Source organism: Streptomyces sp. NBC_00045, from assembly GCF_045041095.1.
GTDB lineage: Bacteria > Actinomycetota > Actinomycetes > Streptomycetales > Streptomycetaceae > Streptomyces.
The window spans coordinates 1-19,129 of the sequence record NZ_CP108272.1; the positions used below are offsets into that span (position 1 = coordinate 1).

At 67.1% G+C, this 19,129-nt stretch carries 12 protein-coding genes and 2 pseudogenes; 2 read left to right on the forward strand and 12 right to left on the reverse strand.

Features of this window, described 5'->3' with window-relative positions; genetic code table 11:
* The first annotated feature begins 763 nt into the window (after nucleotides 1-763).
* On the forward strand, nucleotides 764-3,247 hold the full coding sequence (locus tag OHA65_RS36135) for a Helicase associated domain protein (protein WP_331736227.1): 2,484 nt from the start codon (nucleotides 764-766) through the stop codon (nucleotides 3,245-3,247).
* Between the two features lie 47 nt (nucleotides 3,248-3,294).
* Here OHA65_RS36135 and OHA65_RS36140 read toward each other — a convergent pair whose 3' ends face one another.
* The 12 genes and pseudogenes from OHA65_RS36140 to OHA65_RS36195 all read right to left on the reverse strand — a co-directional run bounded on the left by OHA65_RS36140 (nucleotide 3,295) and on the right by OHA65_RS36195 (nucleotide 17,925).
* Nucleotides 3,295-4,062: an ATP-binding protein gene (locus tag OHA65_RS36140; RefSeq protein ID WP_327286537.1), complete on the reverse strand. Its 768-nt coding sequence runs from the start codon at nucleotides 4,060-4,062 to the stop codon at nucleotides 3,295-3,297.
* Complete coding sequence (locus OHA65_RS36145; protein ID WP_405763519.1) at nucleotides 4,059-5,636, reverse strand: Mu transposase C-terminal domain-containing protein; 1,578 nt, start codon at nucleotides 5,634-5,636, stop codon at nucleotides 4,059-4,061. The genes OHA65_RS36140 and OHA65_RS36145 overlap by 4 nt, the downstream gene beginning before the upstream one ends.
* 159 nt (nucleotides 5,637-5,795) lie before the next feature.
* Nucleotides 5,796-7,061 (reverse strand): ATP-binding protein, encoded by a 1,266-nt coding sequence (locus OHA65_RS36150; RefSeq protein ID WP_331736229.1) that lies wholly within the window; start codon nucleotides 7,059-7,061, stop codon nucleotides 5,796-5,798.
* Between the two features lie 314 nt (nucleotides 7,062-7,375).
* Complete coding sequence (locus OHA65_RS36155) at nucleotides 7,376-8,035, reverse strand: hypothetical protein (protein ID WP_329312100.1); 660 nt, start codon at nucleotides 8,033-8,035, stop codon at nucleotides 7,376-7,378.
* A 13-nt stretch (nucleotides 8,036-8,048) separates the two neighbouring features.
* Nucleotides 8,049-10,139, reverse strand: a complete 2,091-nt coding sequence (locus OHA65_RS36160; protein ID WP_331736230.1) for an RHS repeat-associated core domain-containing protein — start codon at nucleotides 10,137-10,139, stop codon at nucleotides 8,049-8,051.
* A 177-nt stretch (nucleotides 10,140-10,316) separates the two neighbouring features.
* Nucleotides 10,317-11,837 carry a hypothetical protein gene (locus tag OHA65_RS36165; protein ID WP_331736231.1) on the reverse strand — a complete coding sequence of 507 codons (1,521 nt, stop codon included), beginning with the start codon at nucleotides 11,835-11,837 and terminating at the stop codon, nucleotides 10,317-10,319.
* A gap of 139 nt (nucleotides 11,838-11,976) precedes the next feature.
* Entirely contained in the window at nucleotides 11,977-12,897 is a 921-nt protein-coding gene (locus OHA65_RS36170) for an IS3 family transposase (RefSeq protein ID WP_331736232.1), read from the reverse strand.
* Nucleotides 12,894-13,202, reverse strand: coding sequence for a transposase (locus OHA65_RS36175; RefSeq protein ID WP_327280916.1), 309 nt, complete (start codon nucleotides 13,200-13,202; stop codon nucleotides 12,894-12,896). Before OHA65_RS36175 ends, OHA65_RS36170 begins: the two co-directional genes overlap by 4 nt.
* A gap of 66 nt (nucleotides 13,203-13,268) precedes the next feature.
* Entirely contained in the window at nucleotides 13,269-13,883 is a 615-nt protein-coding gene (locus OHA65_RS36180; RefSeq protein WP_405763522.1) for a DUF6233 domain-containing protein, read from the reverse strand.
* Between the two features lie 121 nt (nucleotides 13,884-14,004).
* A pseudogene (locus OHA65_RS36185) lies at nucleotides 14,005-14,571 on the reverse strand (ATP-dependent DNA helicase); the annotation flags it as partial.
* 52 nt (nucleotides 14,572-14,623) lie between these two features.
* Nucleotides 14,624-15,284: pseudogene (locus OHA65_RS36190) on the reverse strand (hypothetical protein); the annotation flags it as partial.
* 160 nt (nucleotides 15,285-15,444) lie between these two features.
* Nucleotides 15,445-17,925, reverse strand: coding sequence for a hypothetical protein (locus tag OHA65_RS36195; protein WP_331736233.1), 2,481 nt, complete (start codon nucleotides 17,923-17,925; stop codon nucleotides 15,445-15,447).
* A 1,022-nt stretch (nucleotides 17,926-18,947) separates the two neighbouring features.
* Here OHA65_RS36195 and OHA65_RS36200 point away from each other — a divergent pair.
* Nucleotides 18,948-19,103, forward strand: coding sequence for a hypothetical protein (locus tag OHA65_RS36200; protein ID WP_327286080.1), 156 nt, complete (start codon nucleotides 18,948-18,950; stop codon nucleotides 19,101-19,103).
* Nucleotides 19,104-19,129 lie beyond the last annotated feature (26 nt).

Sequence of the window (19,129 nt, forward strand, 5' to 3'; positions counted from 1 at the left end):
ACCTACGCGCTGCGCGCGTAGGAGAGAGACCGCCTCGCTGCGCTCGGCGGGCTCGGCTTCGCCGAGCTAGGGCCGGCCCTTCGGGCCGGTGTCCTGCGCTTCGCTCCGGACTGGTTCGGGCTTCGCCCGAACGGCTCGCTCCGCGAGCCGGGGTGACCCCGTTTCACGGGGTCTGGGCCTTCGGCCCGTTGGGGTGGGTCCGCTCCGCTCCCCCACTCTGAGCCCTTCCGGCTTCGCCTTCAGGGCGGCCCGCTGCGCGGGCTGCGGGCTGGAAAGGGGAGTGTGTTCCTGTCGAATCCCGGCAGGGGTTGTCAGGTCGAGGATCCCCAGGTGTCCCAGGTCTCGTCCGTTGGCATCCTTCGGCTGTGGAGGCCTGTCTCTCAGGCTCTTTGAGCTGCTCCGTGGTGGGTTCATTCCCCTCAAGAGGAACGTACGACCCGTGATATACGACGCAATCGGTGGGGACGGGTTGAAAGCCGTATCACCCGACCATCAACAGGGTGGCCAGCGCCAGGGAGCCGATGACGTACCCCCGCTCGGGAGGCTTCGAAAGAGGGTTGATCATGTCCCGGATCCTACCGATCACTTCCTCCCGCCGGAGTCGGAGTTGTCCTGGACGACTCTGGTGGACCTCGTTCGCGGTACAGTCATCAGTATGCATCATGCGGGATGTGATGCGTGTAGCTGTGTAGGATCCCGAGAAAACCTCTACCTCCTCCCCTGGTCGGGTTTTCCCGCCGCTTCGTTTTCAGTGGAGTGCCGAATGCAGAAGTCTGGTGACATCGTACTGCGTCCTCACCAGGAGGAGGCGGTGGAGGCGATTGTCCGGGGGCTCGATATTCCGCCCGGGAAGCGGATTCCGGAGGCCGGTCTGCGGGCGACGGTGGTGGCCGCGTGCGGGACCGGGAAGACGTTCATCGCCGCTGCGGCGGCGCTTCGTCTGGCCCGGCACGGACGGGTGTTGGTGCTGCTGCCAACACTGGATCTGCTGACGCAGACGGCCCGGGAATGGCGGCTGGCCGGCCACACCGGGCCCGCGGTGGCGGTGTGCTCGCTGGCGGACGACCCCACCCTGTGGGACCTGGGGGTGCGGGCGACGACGTCGGCGCCGCAGCTCGGACTGTGGCACGGCCGGGGTCCCGTGACCGTCTACGCGACCTACGCCTCCCTGCCGGTCCTGGCCGAGGCACACGAGGGCGCGTACGGGCTGCCGATGGACGTCTTCGACCTGGTCGTCGTCGACGAAGCCCACCGGACTTCGGGCTCGGCCGGTAAGGCGTGGGCGGACATCCACCACCAGGAGGTCATCCCGGCCATGCGCCGGCTGTACATGACCGCCACCCCCAGGATCTGGAAGGAATACCCTCCACGCTCGCGGGCGGAGCAGGAGCTGTACGAGGCGCAGGTCGCCGTCGTGGACGAGGAGACACCCGGTCGGACCCGGCGGGTACGGGACCGGCTGCCGCGTGAGCTGGCCTGCTCGATGGACGACGAGAGCGTGTTCGGGCCCGTCGTCTACGAACTGTCCCTTGCATCGGCCATCTCCCGGGGTCTTTTGGCGAAGTATCAGATCGTCGTCGCCGAGCTGACCGACCCCGTCGTCACCCCGGCCCGGCTCATCGGCGTGGAGCGGTACGAGGAGCAGCTGCGGGGTCAGAGGCTCGCGGCGACGCAGACCGCGCTGTTGGAGACCATGGCCGCGCACGGCCTGCAGACGACGATCACCTTCCACCACCGGACGGTCGAGGCGGAGGCCTTCGCCGCCGGGCTGCCTCGGGTCGCGGCGCGGCTGCATCAGGTGGACCCGGACCGGCACCCGGAGAGGGTGTGGTCGGGGTGGCTGTGCGGGGAACACGAGGGCGTCCACCGGCAGTCGGTGCTCTCCGACTTCGGGCGCCGGGCGGGGCGCGCCGTGCTCAGTAATTGCCGGGTCCTCGGTGAGGGAGTCGATATCCGAGCGACCGACTCGGTAGCCCTGATCGACCCGAAGGGGTCGGCTGTGGACATCGTCCAGGCGATCGGCCGAGCCCTGCGGCAGCAGCCGGGGCAGGGCAAGATGGCGACGCTGATCGTTCCGGTGTTCTTGGCCGAGGATGAGAAGCCGGAGGACATGCTTTCCTCGAACTCGTACCGCCCTTTGATTCGGGTTTTGGAAGGGCTTCGGGCGCACGATGAAAAGGCCGTGGAAATGCTCGCCATTCCACAGGAGGTCCGGAAACGCGTTGTCGATCCGTCGCTTCCGGTCGGTCCGGAGCCCGCCGAGGGCGCGGAGGACGACCGGCTGCTGCTCCGGTTCGCGACCCCCCGAGACCCCGGGCTGATCGCGAAGTGGATCAGCTACACCGTCATCAACACCGAGCGCCAGGACTGGAAGCGGGGCGCGGAAGCCGCGTACCGCTACCGGCAGCGCGAGGAACACCTGGACGTGCCCTACGAACACACCGAGGGCACGTACCCGCTCGGACGGTGGCTCTCCGACCAGCGGCGCGCGTACCGGGCGGGGCAGATGACCGGGGAACGGGCGGCCGAGCTGGAAGAACTGGGGATCGTGTGGGACACCGCCGACGCCGCCTTCGAGCAGAACCTCGCCGCCGCGCGCGCCTACTACGAACTCCACGGAACCCTGGCCGCCCCACGGCACGCCACCGCCCTGGACCGGGCACTCGGGCAGTGGCTGACGAACATCCGGCGCCCCGGCGGGCTCGGGAAAGACCTTGGCCGCGCACGTCGGCGGGCCCAGGAACTCGCCGCGATCGATCCGGACTGGAACCCCCGCGAACTGCGGTGGACGGTCGACTGGCAACGCCACTACGCCTACCTCACCCAGCTCCTCACGGGCGGCGCCCGGCTCGCCGACGTCGTACCCGGGGTCACCCTGCACGGCGAAGACGTCGGACGCTGGCTCACCACCCAACGACGCGACTTCAGCAAGCTCAACGAGGAGCAGCAGCGCAGGCTCGGCAAGCTGGGCGTCAAGAAGGCCGCACAGACACGTAAAGCCCCCACGAAGGCCGCCGTGGCGTCCGGGCCGGGCATGGGCGGCACAGCGTTCCAGAAAGGCCTGGAGGCCCTCGCGCAGTACGTCGCACGGGAAGGTCGCCTGCCTGGGCGCGCTCACGTCGAGCAGCTCCCGGACGGGAAGCACCGGACCGGGGTATGGATCGCCAACCAGAAACAGCGCCGCGACCGGCTCGATCAGACGCAGCTCGCAGCCCTCGCCGAACTCGGCGTCGACTGGGCCCGGTAGGACAGCTACCCGCAGGTGACCGGCACCGTATTCGGACAGCACACAGATCAACTGCCCAGTCTACTGAAGGCCCAGCGAAGGACTTCCTGGTCCGGATGGTCTCGGCCTGTGCGTTGGAGCCCGATGAGGGTGTGGGCCGTGAGCCTGGCCCAGTTGCGGAAGTTGCCGTGCGCTGCGTGGCGGTCGGCGAAGGCGATGTCTGCGGGGTCCGTCTTCGCCCAGATCGGGTGGTAGAGCGGGATGACCTGCCGGACTTCCTCCATGGTGAGCTTGGTGATGTGCTGCCAGATAAAGATGCGGGAGGACAGCATCGGCTCCTTGCGCAGCACGCTGTGCGCGCCCTCTCCTCCGGCGAAGATGATCGCGATCTGGGTGTAGGGGTTATCCCAGGCAAACCGGAAATATTCGAACGTTTCTCGATTGAGCCACTGGGCCTCGTCGACCACCAGCGTCCGAGGCTGGGCTGCCAGCGAGTCCAGGAGCAGCCTGTCGAACTCGGATGGGTGACGCGGAGGTTCGCCTGGCAGACCGAGCGCGGTGAAGAGCTCGTGGCGCACCGCGCGGGCGGTGGGGCGGGCGCGGAAGGCGATCCGGCAGACCTCCTCGCCACGGATCCGCTCAAGCTCACGCAGGCAGACGTTCGCGGCAAGGGTCTTGCCCACGCCTGCCGGGCCGTGGAGACACATCATCGCCCTGGCGTCGATCGTGTCGGTGATGTTCTCCCTCGCGGCCAGGAGCGCCCGGGTCGTGACGACCGCGGCGTCCGCGAGCTGGGTGTAGTGATCTGTCTCCCGCCGCGGTAGCTGGCTCGTCATCGCTTCTCATCCCGGGCGGCGGGGCGCAGGGTGGCTGGGGTGTTCCAGTCGTCGGGCGGCGGCGCGTGAGGGATGAGGTCTGGCAGGGCCAAGGCGGCCATGTCGCTGTCGGATGCCGCGGCGAGTTCCTGATCGGCTTCGGCTGCCGTGACGGCACCCAGGCGTTGCGCGGGCGTGGGCGTGGTGGCGGGGGCGAAGCGCTGCCGGCGCAGGGCCTCGGCCTTCTTCGTCTCCTCGCGCAGGCGGCGGGCCCGCGCGGTGCGGGTGCGGCGCAGTTCGTCGAGCTGTTCGGGGGTCGCGGCGTCGGCAAGGTGGGCGGTACCGAGATGGCGGCCGGCAAGGTCGCACACCTCGATCTCGTGATCGTGGTGGGGCATGTGCCGGATCCGGACACTGCGGCCTGCCTGGCCGGCCATCCACGCACCCACGTAGTCCCGGCCGCGCCAGCGCACCCCGTGACTGCTCAGCTTCCGCACCCTGCCGTCGTCCTCCAGCATCAACCCCCACAACGCGGCCTCGGAGATGTCCGAGAGCGGCGTGGGATCGGCCTGCCAGGCCTCAAGAGGGGTCCGGCCGGCCAGGCCGGCGGGGCGGTGCTCGGTGTTCCACCAACGCGCCCAGTCCAAGACCTCGGCGGTGAACTCGGCGAAGGTCAGTGGCACCGGCTCGGCGAGGCCAGGCTTCTTCTTGGCATGCCGGGGCCCGGGGTTAAGCGTGTAGCCGGGCAGGACCGCGAAAAGCATGCGGTCCGCACACCGATTGAGGTTCTCCACAGTCCCCTTCAGATGCGGGCTGTAGGCAGGCAGATCCTCGAACTGGGTATCCAGGTCGGTGAACGCGCCCAGTACCGTCTTCGACAGGAAGTCCCGGCCGCGGTCGACGCGTACGTGCTCGGGTATGCCTCCCGCTGGCCCGTACGGGCCGGTGCGCAGCACGGCCGCGCGCAGGGCGGCAAGGATCGAGGCCCGCGACGGATGGCCAGGGGTGACCGCGGTACCGGTGATGGTCTTCGTCGCGACGTCGATGAACCACGTCACCCACGGGCGCACCAGCTGCCCGTCTGCGTCGACCAGGAGCGGCGCCTGGACGTGATCGGCCTCCCACGTGTGATTCCGCCACAGCCTCGGGCGACGTCCGAACACATCGTGGGCCCGGGCCGCCTCCGAACCCCGGCCCAGACCCGCGCGTTCGCCCGCGGTCAGATCACGGCGCACCGCGCGCAGGAACGTCGACAACGACGGGACCGGATCCAGCAAGGGCACCGCCTCCATCGGCGCACCTCCGGGAACCGCGATGGCCGGCTCACCGGCCGCCGTACGGGCGCGAGCCACCAGCTGCCGGTGAACCGCGGACGCGTTGCCCCGCCAGTACGCCAGCAGCACCCGTATCTCCGACGTCACCTCGAACCGATCCATCGACCTGGCACCCGGACCGGCCCCTTCGCCGGGCTCGGCTTCGGCCTGCGCGAGCCACCGCCACACCGTCCGCTCCGACACCCCCAGACACTCCCCTGCCAGGCGCACGTGTCCCCGCGACAGCCTTCCCTGGCTCCGAAGCCGCAGCAACCGCTGCACAGCAGGACCGCGCAACGCCGCGAGCGCCGGACCCTGAAGCTCAGGTATTGGTCCTGGCACGTCCAGTGGTGCCGACTCCCCCACCTCGGATGAACTGATCACGAAACCGCTCCCTGCCGCCGGTCTTGGTCTCCCTTTCCGATCCCGTACCGCCCGCTGTTACGGGTAGGGGCCCAGCCGGGCACAGGCCTGCTCGATCAACGCACGGTCCACGCGTACGTCCCGGCCTCGCTTGGACAAGGCGTAGACGTGGGAAGTGATCTTCGCCCAGGTACGGAAGTTCCCCCGCGCCACCGTCGCATCCGCCCACTCCACCTCCGCCGGATCGACGCCCTCCCACACGTCATGGAACATCGCCAGCGTCTCCGCGAGCCGCTCCTGGTCCAGCCCGGGGACCTGGTGCCAGGTCAGCACCCGCGACCGCAACGCCGGCGCCCGAGCAATCACCCGCTCCGCGCCCGCCCCACACAGCACCAGCGCTGCTGCCGTACTCGGCTCGTCCCACAACAGGCGCAGGTAATCCAGCAACGGCGGAGACAAGCGCTGCGCGTCATCGAGGAACATCACCCCCGGCCGGCGCAGCGCCTCCCCGAGAGCGCGGTCCGCCGGCTGCGCACGGTGCGAGAGAGAACCCGCCGCCAGCCCCATCGCGTCCAGCAGCGAAGCTCGCATCTGCGGCAGGCCCGGCTTCACCCCGACCACCGCCCGCCACACAGGCACCCGGTCAGGCAGCAGATGCAGCGCCTGCTGCACCGCCACCGTCTTCCCCACCCCCGGCTCCCCGAACACACACCCAACCCCACGCGCCGCCACCGTGTGCCCCACCGCCTCCACCACCGCAGCCGTCCCGGCCGTCGACACCACCCGGGCACCCGGCACAAACAACCGCACCCCACCCCGCGACGGCGGCGCAGCGTCCTCTTCAGACACGGCACCAGCCGGAACTACCGGATCCGCGTCGACCACCGGCAGGCCCTCACCCGCCCTTTCAAGCTTCAGCTCCGCCAGTACCCGGTCATAGCGGCCGACCTCGACCCGGTTCCGTGACGGCCGAGCCACCTCCAAGACCCGCCCCGCCCGCAGATCCCGTTGCACTGCACGATGCAACGTCCCCAACGACGGCGTGCCCCCGGCCGAGGACGAACCATCGGCCGTCAGCCACCGGTGCAACGCCGCGACATTCCCGCCCACCTCCGCCAGAACCTGCCACTGCCCATCGTCCAGAGTGAACCTGTCCTGCCGCACCGCGGGCTCCAGCCGACCCTCACGCGCTTCCGACAGCCACCGCCACACCGTCCTCACCGACACCCCAGCGGCTTCAGCCATCACCTGCACATGCAGCGACGACACCGACCCCGGCCCCTGATCCACCGCCAACAACCGACGCACCACCACACCCCGCGCCAACCGACCATCCACGTCCATACCCACCAGCACACCCCTGCCCCGGCTAGCCGCACACAGGAATGGGCAACCCCATGACAGCCACCCACCACCGTGCTAGCCACCTCATGACAGCAGCTTGGTCACGCAGTGGCAGCCAAGATCAGCATCACTATGCGGTGAGAGCAGGGACGACCACGCGGACCCGGCTAACGCCCAACCAGTCCGGCCTGCTTACCCATTCACAGCCGGCCCACTCTCTGAGCGGGTATGAGGACCCATAGGGAACCGGCACAGCCTGGCCCTTCGAAGACTCGGAAGGGCCAGGCTGGGGTGTGCTAGAGCCGCGCGCTACCTCACCAGGGGCTGCGAACCCTGACTCCCAGGGCACGAACCTGGTCCTGGGCCTGCGGCTGTAGCTTCAGTAGCAAGTCCTCACTGACGACTCCATCACGCTGCCAGATGGTGCATAGAGTCTCCAGCGAGGCTTGAGCAACCTCCGGCGCCTCGTCGGTCGCGGCATCTACCAGGGCTTCCACAACCAACCTGGAGTGGACACCGCCGACCGCCTGGGCTATCCGGACCCGCTCCTCAGCAGGGACCGCCGGGTCAGCGAGCGAACGGAGGACGTCCGCTGTATCGCGGGCATCCTGGCAGGGCAGCACCCAAGACCCATAGATGAGCTGCGTACCCACCATGATCAGGTACGAAATCGGCATGAGCATGCCCATGGGCAGCAGCGGGATCAGCGGAAGCACGACCATCCACCCGCCGCGGATCCCCTGGACACTGCCAGTCTGCGGCTCGAACCGCCTACCCGCCAACAAGGTGATCACGAACATGGTCGCGATCGTAAGGAGCGGAACCCCAATCAGCGCCATTTGCATACCCAGAGAAAACATCTCACCGAAGGAGTCCTCGCCCCTGGGGAGCAGCGCCACCGCAACTGCCCATCCAAGCAGGACGGTCAGGACATAGCGCTGCAGGGAAATGCGCAGCCACCTCGCCGTACTCATTTCTTCCCTTCCTTCAACAGCTCTTCACGCAGGCGCCGTTGACCCAGGTCCGGTGATCAAGCTCCTTGAAAAGGACACCCCCAAGTCCATCAGGGGCGTCATATCCACTGGTGTGAGCCATGCTGTCGTGCGCAATCCACCGCACTGAATGATTCTTTCGGTATTGCACCACTTCCATGTCTGGATATGCATTGTCGGAACGGCTTACCCGCACGGACTTCTCGCTGGCCTCGACGGCCAGACGATTGTCGACTGCTCCCACTGACAGCAATGGCTGAACTCCATGCACGCTCATATTGAGAGCATCCGAGTCGGAGTCATTAGTCTGGACTACGTTCTTTCCGGTCAACGTACGGAAAGCGCTGTGATTGAGCAGGATCGGATTCGCTGGGACCATCTCCGACGGACCACCGACCGTCTTCGAGCCCGTCTGATGGGACACGATGGTCTCCCTACTACTTGGCATGGTGTGGGACGGGGCCACATTGAAGATGACCTCGCCTGTGGCCGTGTCCCAGAAGAGCACCATGCGGTACGCAGCGCTCGGGTCGAGGGTCGGTCCACGGTTGTCGCCGAGGAGCGAGGGATGACCGGGGATGATCTCCATTGCACCATAGGTGTGAATATAGTATCGAATCATGATGATTCCACGGTCCGGCCCCTTGCCCACGTTCCACCGAGCGGACTGACCACCTCTCTCCGTACCACCGTGCATCGAGTTGTTGGCGCGATCGTAGGACCCGTCGTCGTCACCAGTGGTGTTCCGGTCACCATCGTTGTTGTCAGTGCCGTCGTTGTTGTAGTCCTGCTCGTAGCACGAGTTGCCGTAGGCGCCGCAGGTTTCCCGCTGGCCGGTGGGATCGGAATAGGTGGCGGGATTGTTATTGGCGTAGCTGTATCCGTTGAGGGACTGGTGAAGGTCCAGACTCAAGAGCGGGTCAACACTGATGAACTGGCCAAGCGCGGCATCATACTCGCGTGCGCTGATGTGGGTCAGGCCCGTGCTCGTATCCTCCGGCATGTCCAGGAAGCGCTTGTCGTCGGGCCAGTTCGCCGCTACTGGTTCACGCCGGGCACCAAATGGAGTGGTGTACCGCTTGGATACCGTCTGAGTGTCGTCGGCTGACACCGCCAGCGACGAAGTCCCGTGGGCGTCGCCTGCCACGTAGGACAGTTTGGTGGTGCTGGATTCGTTGGTCAGCACCGCGATCTTGATTCCGGAAATTCTGTAGGAGCGCGTCGCCCACTTGTGGGCGGCCTTGAGGTGAACCTCCGTGGAGCCGGTATACAGAATCGTTTCGCCGGCCGGGTTGCGTCGGATCAAGAGCTGCCCGTCCGCGTCGTATATGTAGTCAGTCGCGATGGCGCCTTCCGTGACCTGTGCGAGCTTGCCCTCCGCTCCCCATGCGAGGGCCTGGGCAATGGCGCTGCCCGGGGTTTCGGCGCGCGTGGTGGTGTTGCCGTTGGCGTCGTAGGCGTACTGCGGCGTGACGCCGGTGCAGGTGGCGCCGGTGGTGGTGGCCGCCAGGGCATGAGGGCGAGTCTTGTCGTAACAGTAGGTGCGAGTCTGTGCGGTGCCGGTGTTGGTCTTCTCCGTGGCCCGCTGGCCCGATGCGGTGTAGGTGTAGCTGTTCCAGTACGGGGCTGCGCCGCCCAGGTTGGCGGTGGTGCGGCCGGCCGTGGAGCAGTCCGCGGCCTTCGGGGTCCAGGCGTCGGTCACGCGGCGCTGGCCGTCGTAGGAGAAGCACTGGTTGTCTGCCTGGGTGAAGCCGCTCTGCGGGGCCGCGTCGAAGATCGACAGGACGTTGCCGGCCTGGTCGTACATGTAGGTCAGGTCCTGGAGCATGCCGGTGTGGGTCTGATCGTTGACCGTGGACCGCAGTAGGCGCCGGGTTCCCTCCTCGTAGGTGTTCCCGATGAACGTCTTTCGGACTCCCTCAGCCCCTGAGCGGGCCAGGGTGAGCTGCTCGACATCGCCGAGTGGAGAGTAAGACACGTTCTGAACGTAGGCGGTGGTGCCGGACAGCGCCTTCGGGAGGCCGAAGTCGTTGTAGTGCACCTGCACGATCTCGGACGGCAGGCCGCCGGCTGCTGGCGCACCCACCGTGTTCGGGGTCCCGTCCAGTCGGTAGCTCGCCGTCTGGTCGGTGGTTGCGGCGATGGCTCCCGAGGTGACAAGCGGGTCGTCGGACGGGAGGGTGAGGCGGGTCGTTGCGGGACGGCCCAGGGTGTCGTATGCGGTGACGGACTTCGTGTACGCCTTGCCGCCCAGACCACCTTCCTAGCGGATGGCGTCGGTCACGGAACCCTTGCGGACGCTGTCGTATGTCCACGCCGCCAGCTTGTTCGCATCGGACTTCGGAGACTTCCACAGACCAGTCTTGCGGCCGAGTTCGTCGTAGCCGTACTCGAGTACCGTACTGCGCGCGTCCTTCGTGGTCGCGATCTGGTCCAGGGCCGTGTACGTCGTGGTGGCCTTACCCTTGTCTGGGTCGGTGCTGGTGACGGGTCGGCCGAAGAGGTCGTAACCGTACGTCCACTTCGAGCTGTCGGGGCCTGTGGCCGTCGCTGGCTTTCCGTCACGGGTGTATGTGTACATCACGCTGGTGTACGGCGTACCTGGCGCGGCGCCCCCGTACGCGGGGTCGACCGGCGTCGTCCCGCCATAGGTGCGAGTCTCCGTGGTCCGGCCGAGGGCATCGATGATCGTACGTGTCGCGGTGCCGCCTTGGACGGCAGTGGTGGCGGTTGAGTCACCGGTGTAGCTGGTGCTGGTCGACCACTTCTGTACTCCGTAGACCAGCTGGGTGTTGCTTGTCGCGCGGCCGAGACCGTCGAAGACGGTCTGGCTCTGCAGCGGGGTGCTGCCGTACTCGGTTCGGACGTAGGTACCTTCGGGCGCCTTGTCCTTGTCCCAGATGTCGGCGTACGTCTCGTAGGCCAGGCCGCGCGAGTCGTAGCGGGTATCGGTCAGGATCCGGCCGCCGTTCGGTGACGGGGACTGCGTCTGGAGGGAGCGCAGCAGGGCGTCGGCGATCGTGTAGACCGTCTTGTACGTTCCGTCGGCAGCGAGGGTGCCGACCGAGGTCCACGGCTGCTTGCCGCGGGCGATGAGGTAGTCGTACTTGACGTTCGGAGACTGGGACTGGGCCCGGTTGGGGAGCCAGGTCTCCTTTGCGCGGCCGAGTGCGTCGTAGGTGTTGTAGGTCGAGGCCATGTTGGCGTCGATGGAGCGCACGACAGACCCGCGCAGGTCCACGTAGGCGTACGACTTGTGCTGCTGGCCGTTGGAGGTGAGCTTCGGAGCGGAGGTCACGGTGACTTGCAGCGGGCCAGCCGCAGCGGGCGTATAGCTGGTCGTCGTCGTGTTACCGGCCGCGTCGGTGGCGGTCAACGGTCGGCCGAGTTTTGTGGTGTCCGTGTCGTAAATAATCTTGCTGACGGTCTGCCAACCCGCACTGCCCGCCGGGTCCCGGTCACCGGCGCCGCTTGCTGCCGGGTATGACTGGGCGCGGCCAGTCCACGTGGACAGGCCCAGGGTCGGCGTCTGGTTGGCGCTCCAGGCGGTGGCAGAGGTGTCGTCGTACACCGTGGCCGTGTCGGCGAGGACGTCGCCCCGGGTGGCCGAGTCGGCCGGCAGACTGAGCTTGTCATCGGTGACGGAACAGAGGGCCCCGACGGTGCGAGTGCGCGAGGTCAGGCTGATGAGGCCCTTGCCTGCGTTGCGGGCGTACCAGGTGCGGGTGCAAGTCTCGTCGCCTTCGTTGGCCGTGTCACCGCTCGACGAGGTCTGCGTCTGCATGCCGTAGTCGTCGTAGCTGTTGTCGGTGCGGGTGGTGCGCCAGGTGTTGGAGGCAGTGAGAAAGGTGTGGCTATAGCTGGTCGCCGGGCGGACGTAGTAAGCCTTGGATGAGGTTCCCCCGCTGTGCGGGAGCGGTTGACTAGCTGGCCAGGGCGGGTTGACGTGGTGTCAGGTTCACTTGTTCGGCTGCTGCCTGGTCGGCGTAGTGCTTCTCCTCGTACTCGATCGGGCTGAGGTAGCCGAGCCGTTTCTGGATGCGGCGGGGGTTGTAGAAACCGTCGATGTACTCGAAGAGCGCGAGGTTCGCCTCGGCCCGGGTGGCGAAGACGCGGCCGCGGACGCCCTCGGTCTTGATCAGCATCCACAGGTTCTCCGCGAGGGCGTTGTCGAACGAGTCGCCGACCGAGCCCATGGATGCCTGGATCCCTGCCCTGACCAGGCGTGTCGTGAGCTTCACGGATGTGTATTGACAGCCGTGGTCCGCATGGTGAATGAGCTCGCCGGGGGTGGCTTCGCGGCTGGCCAGGGCGTACTCCAGGATGGTCAGGACCAGGTCCGCGTCCGCGCGGGCAGAGGTTTCCCAGGCCACCACCCGGCGGGAGAACGCGTCGCGGATCGCGGAGAGCCACAGCGGGCCCTCCAGCGTCGTGATCATGGTCAGGTCGGTGACCCACAGCCGGTTCGGCCCGCTCGCGGTGAACTCGCGTTGCACCAGGTCAGGGGCCAGATCCGCGTCCGGGTCGCGTCGGGTGAAGCTCTTGCTCCGGCGAGGGCTGATCCCGGCGAGGCCGGCCTGGCGCATGAGCCGTTCGACGCGCTTGCGGCCGACGCGCGTGCCCTCGCGCTTGAGGACGGCGTGCACGCGGGGTGAGCCGTAGATCCCGCCGGACTCGTCGTGGACCTGACGGATCCTGCTGGTCAGCTCGGCGTCCCGACGGTGCCGTTCGCACGGCTCGGTCTCGGCCTGGCGCCAACGGTAGTAGGTGGTGGAGGGGATGTTCAGTTCCCGGAGTACGGGCTCGACCCCCAGGTGCGGGTGCTCGTCGACGAGCGCCGTCACCTGGGCCGGGTCGGGTCGAGCTGGGCCGCGAAAAAAGCCGAGGCCGTCCGCAGGACCTCGTTCGCCCGCTTGAGCTGGACATTCTCCTTCCGCAGGGCGGCCAGTTCCTCGCGCTCGGCGGTGGTGAGCAGGTCTCCTCGCTCGCCGGCGTCGGCCTCGGCCTGCCGGATCCAGTTACGCAGGGCCTCGTGGTGCACGCCGAGATCCTCGGCCATGCGGCGGATCACGGGCTTCGGCTCGGCGGTCCGATACATCCGTACCGCACGCTCACGCAACTCCAACGGGTACTTCCTCGGTGCGGGCATCGTCTGGGCTCCTCTCGCGAGACCCATCTGACCATCCGTCACTCATCCCCGCATCTCGGGGGAACCTCACAGGGAAGTGACCAGGCCAAAGCTGATCGCGCCGCTCCAGACCGGCCGCATCGCAACCTCCAGGCTCAACCCCCTCCCTCCAGGCTCGCACCCCCGGGCAGACGCGGCACCGAGGTACACCCAGACGGCAGCAGCCGCCCGAGACGGCCGTCCCGATGGGCGGCAGGTGCTTGATGTCCATGATCGGGAGCCTGGGGCACAAGACGTCCCGCTGGCAGGCAGGGTGATCGCATCCGTGCGCCGGTGCCGTTGGTCAGAGGTCCAGGAGTCCGAGGCGGAGTCGGCCCGGCAGATTTCGCATGCACGTGCCTGGGTGTTCTGCAGAGTCTCCAGGGCCTGGCGGCGAGTGGCAGGCTTCGAGCGGCCGGAGGCCATACGGCAGTCGCCGGTGTGCACGAGTTCGGGCCGGTGCTGGGCGCTGATGCCGTACTGGATGACCCATTCCACGACCGGTGCCTGGCGTCGGGCGGCGTCTGGGCGGACGCGCTTAGCCTGCTCGAGCACGGCGATCCGCTCGCGGGTCTTCGCGAGGAGCACGGACAAGACCGTTTCCACTGTCCGTAGCCGGTCCAGGTCAGGCGGGAGCCAGGCCGGCTCACCACTGACATCCATGGCTACTCCCCGAGGTCGGCAGGGAGCCGCTTGAGGGCCATCCGGGCCTCCACGACCTGACCGCGCTCCACTGTCGACCTGAGGTTCCCCCGTTGTGCGGGAGCGGTTGACTAGCGCCAGTTCATGGCTCACGAGCGCAAGGGCTTCCTTCGCTGAGCCGCATCCCGGCCTGCTGGTAGGACCAAGTCAAGCTGGCGGCCACCGCCTGGTTGCGGTCCGTGGTGTACCAGAAGTCCGGCAGCGTGGCCCGCAGGAAGCTCCCGTACCGGCCCGTGGACAACCGGGGGTCCAGGACCGCGACGACGCCCCGGTCGCCGGAAGCCCGTACGAGCCGGCTGGCACCCTGGGCCATCAGCAGCGCCGCGTGCGTGGCCGCGACAGCCATGAAGCCGTTGCCGCCGTGCTCCTCTACCGACTTCTGCCGGGCGCTCATCAGCGGATCGTCCGGGCGCGGGAACGGGATGCGGTCCATGATCACGAGCTGGCAGCTGGGACCGGGCACGTCCACGCCCTGCCAGAGCGACAGCGCCCCGAACAGACAGGTCTTCGGTTCTGCCGCGAACGCCTTGATCAGCTCTCCCAGCGTCCCCTCGCCCTGGAGGGGGATCGGGTTGTCGAGCCTGCCGCGCAGTTCCTCGGCCGCGTCCTGAGCACCCGACATGGATGAGCACAGACCGAGCGTGCGGCTAAGGATGCTCTGCTTGGGTAGTCGAATGGCGAGCCGGGATCTTTCACGTGGCGAGGTTGGCGTAGCCGATGCCGAGCTGGCGGAAGGCTCGGGTGTTCTCGCCGATCTTCTGCGTCGGGAAGTCCGCGAAGCAGATGGAGATGTCCATCGCGGTGATGACGAGCTCGACGACCTTGGCGAAGCGCGTGGCATAGAAGGACTTGTTGCCTACCCCGTTGTCGTTCAGGAAGAGAGCCTTGCCGTCGACTTTCTCGATGACCTCGCCGGTCGTGCGGGCGCGCAGGCTGGACTCGGTGCCGTTCTCGACGGCCGTCATGAACACGTCGTTCACGCGGGGGAGCTGTTGGGGTTCTGGCACTGGACCGACGTGATGTCGTCGTCGCCGAGGTCCATCTCGAAGCCCCGTCGGCGCAGGGCGCGGATTTTCTTCCTTCAGGGAGGAACGCATGCGAGAGAAGGCCAGGCCGGTGCCGGAGCCGCTCTTGAAGTCATGCCCTCTTCCTTGTACCTGTCCGTCATCGACTCCATGGAGTCGATGACGGACAGGAAGAAGACAGCGTGCCGACAGCGCCGCCGAAAGATCTGTTGGTGACGATGTTGACCGCGTTGACCGGTCTAGCAGTCGGGGAGCTCGCCGTTGCGATACTCGAAGTCCACCGAGCCGAGCGGTCGTGCCAGTGGGTCATGACGACGTCACGGCGCTCCCAGCTCACCTCGTCGTACGGGTCCGTCCAGGGGGAGGTAGGGGATGCCGACCATGGAGGAGTCCACCGTGCCGAGGGCGGTTGTAGCTACCGGCTCTCCAGGAACACGGCTGGTGAAGCTGCTGCTGGAACCCGGGCCGTGGATGCCAGCCACTCCCCGCGGAAGTCGTCAGGCTGTGTGGATGGAGCAGTCACCCGCCCGCTGAAGAGGGATACTCCCGTTGCCCCTTGGCTGCAGAGGCAACGTCCATGCCGCCCGGATACCGTCCAGCAGCGTCCGCGCGCTGTACGGGGAGATCCCCAGTTCCTGCCGGGCGTCGGCCAGCCGCTGAAGGTCGCCCTCGCGGCCGAACGCTGCAGCCAGAGCGGTACGCCGGTCTAGACCGCTGCTGCTGAAGATGTCGAGCAAGGTCAGCGAGAAGTACGCGTACGCAGAGGCCTCGTCGATGAGCTGGCGCGTGGTGTCGACGAGCTCAAAGCCGGTCGGCGCACCAGGGCGCTCAGCCGACCCGTAGAACGCGAACCGCTCCAGGCTCGGCTGCAAACTGAGCGCAGCGCACGGGCAGGGGAGCTGAAGGTCGCGGACGAGGGCACCGAACGACCCGAGGATGGGGCTCGTGTGCGGGGAGAACTGGTGCTTGCTCAGCAGGGTCCGAAAGCCGGCCAGTGTTTCGGAGAGCTCTTCCAGGATGAGGTGGCGGGAGATCTCGGTCAGCTCGTTGGACTGGGACTTGTCCTGCATCTCCATGATCTGCAGTCCGTAGCGCAGAAGGTCGCGTAGCCCGCCGCCCGACAATGCGTGGGCCAGCGCTGTGTACGGGCCGGTCAACGTCTCCGACCGGGCGGAGAGAATCTGCTGGGACTCGGTCAGGGTGCTGGGCTGCACGTGAAGGATGTCGTCCAGGGAGCTGTCGGTCACGTCACGGTGCGGCAGACCGCGGCGTACGAAGGTAGCGCCGACGTCCTCCGCGACCGAGATCAGGTAGTAGACATCAGGCACGCCCAGGACTGCCTTGATCTCGCTGAGGAACGCCAGTGCCTTCGTATCGGAGCCCAGCCGGTCCACCTCGTCGATGGCGATCACCACGTACTTGCCCTGGCTGGCCTTCTCCGCAGCGATCAGTCCCAGCAGCCGACGGAAGTCATCGACCAGTTCCGGAAAACTCAGGGGCACCGTCGACAGGGAGGACGTGTGAGCGGTACCCAGAGTCACCAACTGAGCCGCGGCACTGGTGTTGAGGGCGCTGGAGGAGGACTGAACGGTCTGCAGCCGGTACAGGTAGTCCTGGCAGCGTGCAACGAGAACGGACTCTGCCGGGCGAGGTTTCCACAGGGCGATCTTGAACAGCAGAGCTGCAACCACCAAGCCTGCCAGCCGCAAGGGATTCTCGGAGTCCGCCAGCAGCGCGTGGACCTGCTCGTTGCGCAGGAGAAGAAGGACAATCAAGCCGCTGACGAGGTACGTGACAGGGCGGAAGACGCCTCGGGCCGAGATGTCCCAGGCGCCCCAAGTGAACTCCACCTCCGACTCCTGAGCAGCGCGACAGACTGTCAGAACCAGCACGGCGAAGCCCAGGCTGAGAAGGGTCGACAACTCGACCTGGCGAAGTACCTGACGGATCTGCTCATCGGTGACCAGGTCGCGGACACACGCCGCGACCAGCAGGAAACCCACCACACCGCCTAAGACCAGCGGAGCCTGGAGCAGCACATGCACCACCCCGGCCCGGCGCCGGGCCCGCCACCACACGAGACCTGCGACAGCCACCAGCACACTGGTGAAGACTGAATGCCCCTGCCAGATCTGCTCCCCGCCACGACTCACACGGTCGGCAACCACGCTCACCAGATGAGCCCCCGCACCGGCATTCTGCGAGTACACGGACCGCACCGACGCCGCTGAACCCGCCACCACTAGCGCGGCGGCCGGCAGAGCGAAGACACCCCACCGCCCCACACGCCTCACGCCGGCCTTGATCCGCCGTCCCAGCCGGTCGAGAGGCGAAAGCCGAGTGAACTCCGGAACTACCTTGCCACTGTCGCGGATATAGGTCTGGCACAAGCGCACCGTGAGCGACACCAGGAAGTCGTGAGGCGTGTACGACGCAGGCGCCTGAGCAAGCACCCCGAAATCCGCCTGCCGGACCGCCGCCTCCAACAGAGTCGTCTTTCCCGACCCCCGCGGACCACAGACGGCGATGGTCCCACCCTCGATCTGCTGCACCTTGCGCTTCAGCTGCAGCCACGCAGCGTTCTCCACCAGGTAATGCGCAGCCCGAGGCGTTCGCAGACCATCCTCATGATCGCCACGGACAAGAAGGGAGTCAGGGTCCTCCCCCAGCATCTCCCGGACCACTGCATCAACCGAAGGCCCCGTCCCCTCCCTCTGCAGCGTCTCGGCCCACTCCATGGCGGAGACCCCCGCGCTGATCCGACAAGCGACCCAGCTGAGTTTCCGAACCCCGGCCCGCAAACACTCCAGCAGGTTCACCAACGCGCTGCTGCCCCGCGAGTGCAACCAGGCAAGCACCCCCGCCGCCAGCAGCAGCAAGATCGGCGAAATCCACGGCCCGCCAAACACCAGTAGAGCGACGAGGGCGCCGGCCAACAGCAGGCACACCGGCCGCCAGTCCCACTCCGCTTCGTCCACCGCACGCTCGTAAGCACTCGCGGCCTCAGCTAACTCGGCACAGGCCCTCTCGAAGCGTGCCCGGGTGCGCAAGTCATCAGCACACCGGCCCATGACCTGCCCGCGATACGGCTCAGCGCACATACGCACCAGCACCGCAGAGCGGCTGACCCCCTCGCGCTTCCCCAGAAGCCGAGCAGACTTCGCCGTACTGAGAGAAGAACTCGCGCACCGCAAGTAGACAGATCCCGGGTCCGGCGCAGAGAAGAAATGCTCAGCCTTCGCGTACCAGACCTCCAGCTGCGTCTCCAACGGATCCGCCCTCCCCCGCAGTGACAGAACCAGCGGATGCTACGCCTCGCCCAGCCAGCCCAAGCCGACAAGGCTGGAAACAACCGACAGACGGCACATACCTGGCGAGAACACAGCGCCTTCTCGCCGAGGCCATCTGTGCCGGGGTCATTGTCGGCGGAGCTCCGACGGCCTCCGCGACGTTTTTCGCGCGGATGAGCTCATCCTCGCCGTAGGACTGTCCGCCATAGGCCGTCGAGTGGTGGAGAGCCGCGCTCGAGTCGATGGGCTGAACGAGATCCAGCTGCAGCGTCGTGTGAATGCCCTCGCCCCGCGTCTCCCGAGCCGCCGCTGTGGGGGCCAGGTGGACCTTGGCGCTCAGCCCCCCGCGGGGGAGCGTCCGAGAGCATGATCGGCGGGCTCACCCGATCGAGCTGCCTCTTGTACGTGCCCAGACCGCACCCTGATGGGCCCGGACGACCGTGGAGTTTACTGAAACCGTCCGGTTGATCTCATCGTCAGCGTCTGCTGCTGCCAGGACAGTGGCGAAGGCTATCTCCCCGGTTCCGTCGACGCCCTACCTGACAGCCGTTTGTGAGCGGTCTGGAATGGGCTGCCGTCGGGTGAGCACTTATCGGACGGACGCATCCGATCAACTGACCAACCGATCAAAGAGGCACGCGGCGGTTCCTGGCTTGCCCACGCTCTACTGCGGGCAGGGATCTCTGCTCAGTCACGGCAGAGGGGGACACATGAGCTACTTGCGAGACCAGGCTGAAGATCTGGCCATCAAGGCCAAGTATCGGGATGGAGAGGACGAACAAACCAAGGCGGTCGGTGAGGGGCTCGCCGCCATCGCTTACGCCTTGCTCGACGTAGCCCAGGCTATCCGCGACAGTAGGGAGTAGCAGACCTGTGAGGAGAGCCAAGGCCT

Excerpts from the sequence above, each read along its gene's own strand:
- OHA65_RS36135 (WP_331736227.1), top strand. The coding sequence starts at position 764 with ATGCAGAAGTCTGGTGACATCGTACTGCGTCCTCACCAGGAGGAGGCG.
- OHA65_RS36140 (WP_327286537.1), bottom strand. The coding sequence starts at position 4,062 with ATGACGAGCCAGCTACCGCGGCGGGAGACAGATCACTACACCCAGCTC.
- OHA65_RS36150 (WP_331736229.1), bottom strand. The coding sequence starts at position 7,061 with ATGGACGTGGATGGTCGGTTGGCGCGGGGTGTGGTGGTGCGTCGGTTG.
- OHA65_RS36155 (WP_329312100.1), bottom strand. The coding sequence starts at position 8,035 with ATGAGTACGGCGAGGTGGCTGCGCATTTCCCTGCAGCGCTATGTCCTG.
- OHA65_RS36165 (WP_331736231.1), bottom strand. The coding sequence starts at position 11,837 with ATGCAGACGCAGACCTCGTCGAGCGGTGACACGGCCAACGAAGGCGAC.
- OHA65_RS36175 (WP_327280916.1), bottom strand. The coding sequence starts at position 13,202 with ATGCCCGCACCGAGGAAGTACCCGTTGGAGTTGCGTGAGCGTGCGGTA.
- OHA65_RS36180 (WP_405763522.1), bottom strand. The coding sequence starts at position 13,883 with ATGGATGTCAGTGGTGAGCCGGCCTGGCTCCCGCCTGACCTGGACCGG.
- OHA65_RS36200 (WP_327286080.1), top strand. The coding sequence starts at position 18,948 with ATGAGCTACTTGCGAGACCAGGCTGAAGATCTGGCCATCAAGGCCAAG.